This is a genomic window from Bartonella sp. MR168JLCBS, from assembly GCF_042194175.1.
The window spans coordinates 1-3,622 of the sequence record NZ_JBHIMP010000035.1 but is presented as its reverse complement, the minus strand read 5'-3'; the positions used below and the strand labels follow the sequence as shown (position 1 = coordinate 3,622).

At 33.5% G+C, this 3,622-nt stretch carries 4 protein-coding genes and 1 pseudogene; 3 read left to right on the top strand and 2 right to left on the bottom strand.

The features are described 5' to 3' along the window. A partial coding sequence (locus ACFIK8_RS08785) for a POTRA domain-containing protein (protein WP_375669206.1) occupies positions 1-530 on the bottom strand: 530 nt, incomplete at its 3' end. Next, positions 523-702 carry a hypothetical protein gene (locus ACFIK8_RS08780; protein WP_375647884.1) on the bottom strand — a complete coding sequence of 60 codons (180 nt, stop codon included), beginning with the start codon at positions 700-702 and terminating at the stop codon, positions 523-525. The genes ACFIK8_RS08785 and ACFIK8_RS08780, both read right to left, overlap by 8 nt. A gap of 255 nt (positions 703-957) precedes the next feature. Between ACFIK8_RS08780 and ACFIK8_RS08775 the strand changes: the two are divergent. The 3 genes and pseudogenes from ACFIK8_RS08775 to ACFIK8_RS08765 form a co-directional block, all read left to right on the top strand. After that, positions 958-1,625: pseudogene (locus tag ACFIK8_RS08775) on the top strand (type ISP restriction/modification enzyme); the annotation flags it as partial. 301 nt (positions 1,626-1,926) lie between these two features. After that, positions 1,927-2,184: a type II toxin-antitoxin system RelB/DinJ family antitoxin gene (locus ACFIK8_RS08770; RefSeq protein WP_026500656.1), complete on the top strand. Its 258-nt coding sequence runs from the start codon at positions 1,927-1,929 to the stop codon at positions 2,182-2,184. Position 2,185: 1 nt separating this feature from the next. Further along, positions 2,186-2,458: a type II toxin-antitoxin system YafQ family toxin gene (locus ACFIK8_RS08765; protein WP_026500655.1), complete on the top strand. Its 273-nt coding sequence runs from the start codon at positions 2,186-2,188 to the stop codon at positions 2,456-2,458. Positions 2,459-3,622 lie beyond the last annotated feature (1,164 nt).

The window sequence follows — 3,622 nt, the reverse complement described above, 5'->3', positions numbered from 1 at the left end:
GCCGTGGTGATTTCTCCTTGAAGTCTCCTCTCAACTTTATGCCCATCCAGAGTGATATCTTCCATCACACCTTCAACTACAACAATCTTGAGATGACCGCCGCTTAAATCTTGCTCAGGCAAATAAGCCCGCACCGCAATATAGCCGCGCTTCATATAAAGCTTGGTCACCGCTTTGAGCACTTTGTTGATTTCGGCAATCCCCAAACACCGCCCTTCCCAAAGAGAAATGGCTTCATGAAGGTCGGTATGAGAAATCAACTGAGCATCAACAAATTCAATGCTTTTGATCAGCAAACAGGTTGTACCAGACGAAGCACCATAGGCAGATGTGGTATCATCGTCTGGCAAAAATACCCCATGTGTTTCGTTTCTACGGTGTAATTGCTGAAAACGCTGTTCTTGCGTTTGTTGTCGTTGGATGCTCTCTGATTGATTAATCGCTTTCTCACGAATGTTTTGTGCTAAACTTGCCCATGAAAAAAGGCACAAAATAGCAGCAAAAACAAAAGTGAAAAAAAATCTATGCATTCATTGTGTCCTCAAAATGAGCAACAAAATGAACCATATCGTCAGCGTCACAGAAAAAATCGCCAACCGCGTAACAATTTTTTAATTTTTTGATGAGAATAATACTTCTAAAGTCTAAGAGAAAAGCATAGACTGTACTGTATACACCTGCTTTATGTGTTGTGCAAACCATGTCATTTCCCCCGCTTTTGAAGCTTGTATAATTACACTGTTAAATGACAATCATACACTCTATATGCTTCTTAATTTTAAGGTGTTGCATGTAATATAATCTTGAGCTTCAAGTAAAGACTGTTATTCATAGAATATACCAAATTTATTGGAACTGTTACATATTAGAGACAACAAGAAACACTCCATTATTATCGCTTGATAAGAAAAATAGCATGACGATAGCTTATTACTAAAATAAGCAAAAAAGAAATTGCGTAATGCCATAACTTATGAAGAATTAGCATATTTCAAAACTGCTTATCCTAATGAAAAAAACACTAAAGATGATCTGTTTTATTATGTTTACGGTCTCTTGCATTCAGAATATCGCACTCGTTATGTCAATAACCTCTCTAAAGAATTGCCTCGTATCCCTTGCGTAAAGAGTGCTAATGATTTTTGGAAATTTGTAACAGCAGGGCGTGAACTGGGGTCATTTGCACGTGAATTATGAAACTGTAGAGCCTTATCCCGTGACCTTTAAAAAGGGTAATCCAAAAGTTACAGAGATCTCTAATCCCGAAAAGTTTTATTATGTAACTGAAATGAAATTTGCAAAAGCAGGTAAAGAAAATGGAAAATCTGATAAAGATAAAACCACTGTTATTTACAATAGCAATATCACAATAACAGATATCCCTCTTGAAGCTTATGAGTATATCGTAAATGGTAGACCCGCTCTTGAATGGGTTATGGGGCGTCAATGTGTAAAGACTGATAAAAAGAGTGGTATTGTGAATGATGCCAATCGCTATGCTTGTTGAAACCGTTGGCAACCCTGCTTATCCATTAGAGTTGTTTCAAAGGATTATTACTGTAAGTCTAGAAACAATGAAAATCGTTAAGAACTTACCAAAATTAGAACTAAGAGAAACTGAATAGATTTGGCATACTCACATAATGGGTATGATAAACTCATAAGGGGTATAGAGCTTATAACCATAATCTATACCTCTCTTGTTAAGTTGATTAGATATAATCTTCTTTACTATGAGGGATAACAAAATAAAGTTAAGAGAATAGGATTTTGCAACATTCCTCTTAATTATTGCGAATCAAGGATTCTTTTCGTGGAGTTTTTTTTGCCATACCTGCTATCCAGAGGGTTTTTAATTCTAAAAAATTGACTTGAAGTCACAGTGTAGCTACACTATAACAAAGGTTATAAATGGAGATACAAATCATGAAAGCCGATTCTGTTGTTCGCGCTCGCATTCCTGCTAAAATGAAAAAACAAGCGATGATTACTTTAGAACGCATGGGATTAAGTGCATCAGATCTTATCCGCATAACATTTTTGCGTGTCGCTGAAGAAGGTTGTTTGCCTTTTGAGCTTAAAGTACCTAATAGTGTCACACGTAAAGCTATAAAGGAATTAGATGAAGGTAAAGGTAAGACATTTAAAAACGCTGATGCCCTTTTTAAGGATTTAGGCATTTAATATGCTGATACCTGTTCGCTCGAGACAATTTAAACGTGACGTGCGCAAGGCGGAAAAACGCAGTAAAAATATGAATAAGCTGCGTACACTATTAAGTCTTCTAATTGAAGAAAAGCCATTACCAAGACATTACTGTGATCATCCACTAAAAGGCGATTGGGTAGGGTATCATGATATTCATATCGAACCAGATTGGCTGCTTATTTATAGAATAGAAGGAGATAAATTACATCTTATTCGTACAGGAACGCACTCTGACCTTTTCAAAGAATAATTATATGAAAAGTTAAAAATACTCTAACTTTTCTCTACATAAAGAGCACAGACCGTAAAAAACTCGCTCTTGAAGCTATAAAAAAGCTCAAAAAAGATGAGAGATAGAGAAAAAACTAATAGAATCAATAAAGAATAAAATTCTCACTATTAATATAACTTATTGACCTAATTATTATTGAGTATCCCTTTTTAAAAGAATAGTTTATATGCGTCATTCTAAAAAAAATCATTTGCACTTTTAAATACTCTTATTTTGATTGCTTTAAGATTTTTAATAAATCCCATCTTAAAGTGAATACGCTTCTTTTACATTGGCTTTAAGAGGTTATACCGTAATCTAAAATGATAGCTTTATTGTTTTCAAAAGCTTTGTTGTGAATACTTATATCACTTTACGCTTTTAATTCCCTAATTTTTGAAAAAAATATAAACACCCCCAAAACCCCTACAAAATATATATTACAGGTTGTGTTTATAGAGTGCGTTTAATATAGGTTGTTTAAATTAAAGACCCTTATAAACAAAATTCACAAAAAATTTAAAATTCATTTAGTAAAAAATTGATAGGTTATAAAGATAAAAATACGCATTATGAGAGCGTTTTTTAAATATTATAAATGTATAGATTCAGAAAATAACGCAGTCGTTTTATAAAGCCCATAATATAGCTTTAAAAGCACATAAATATAAAAGAAGCAATTAATAAGCATAATATATTATGAATACACAACGTATTTAAAAAAACAAGAAAAAATATCAAAAAAGACAAAATAAAAATTGACAATAAATACGTATTTTGTTACATAAATAACCAAGTGATGAAAACACTAAGCATGTAGCGAAAAGGTTGCGATAAACCTAATCCTATTATAAAACTGGCTATCTTTTATGCTCTAATTAGCATATATGATGATTTTGTCGGGTGTGGTTATGCTATACAATACTCTTATGAGGAAGGCATAACAACGGACTACATGCCGTGTTTTCAACACCCGGCGCCTTTATAGGCTGTCAATTGAAAACACTAAATCATGTAGGATTTAATTATGACAAATATCTCAAAAACCACCCCCGTTATCTCTTCCATTGCAAATGAAACCGCGCCTGTTAATCAACAAAAGCCTGCAAAAAAATACGAATTTACCAATGAAAAATTCACTTT